1 protein-coding gene is annotated in these 758 nt (G+C 70.2%); it reads left to right on the top strand.

Annotated features, from left to right (window positions below):
* Positions 1-113: 113 nt before the first annotated feature.
* On the top strand, positions 114-758 hold a 645-nt coding region (locus Psi01_RS43005), incomplete at its 3' end, for a M23 family metallopeptidase (protein ID WP_204069975.1).

Below are 758 nucleotides of genomic sequence, written 5' to 3'. Positions count from 1 at the left end.
ACATCCGGCACGACCCTTCCCGCCCTCCGCTCCGTCCCACCCTCCGCCCCATCCCCGGGCGACGCCCCCGCCCCGAAAACCGTCCTTCCGAATCATCGAGGAGATCCACGATCATGCTTACGTTCCTTTCCCCCCGCCCGCGCCGCCGGGGCGCAATCCGCCCGGCCGGGGCGAGAGCGGCGATGACGGCCGTGCTCGCCGTACTCGCCGTCAGCCTGACGGGCCTGCCCGGACACGCCGCCGCGATGCCCGCCTTCCAGGCGCCCTTCGCCTGCGGGACGGCGGTCGACCTGATGACCGGCCCCACGCACGACCGCGCCCGGGGCAAGTTGCTCGACATGTTCCGCTCACCCTGGAGGAACAGCCAGATCCAGCGGGGGACGCCGATCCTGGCCGCGGCCGGGGGAGTGGTCACCGCCTCGTACTACGACAGCGGCGCCGGGCACCTCGTCAGGATCCACCACGGTGACAACTACTACACGTTCTACATGCACCTGGACACCAGGAGCGTCTCCGAGGGGCAGACCGTGAGGCCCGGGCAGCAGATCGGCACGCTGGGCAACACCGGCAGCAACTCCGGCGGCGGGTACCACCTGCACTACGAGGTGTTCCGGGACACCAACGGCGACAAGAGAGGGCAGGTCGCCGAGCTCGTCTACCCGCGGTTCAACGGGGTCGAGTACCACCTCGGCGAGAGCGGCAACCCGATGGTGACCACGATCACCAGTCGCAACTGCGGTGGCTCCGCGGATCTCGGG

The sequence above is a fragment of the Paraplanobispora siamensis genome, from assembly GCF_016863175.1.
Lineage (GTDB): Bacteria > Actinomycetota > Actinomycetes > Streptosporangiales > Streptosporangiaceae > Planobispora > Planobispora siamensis.
Note: the sequence above shows the minus strand (reverse complement) of the source record. Positions and strands in the feature narration are given on the sequence as shown.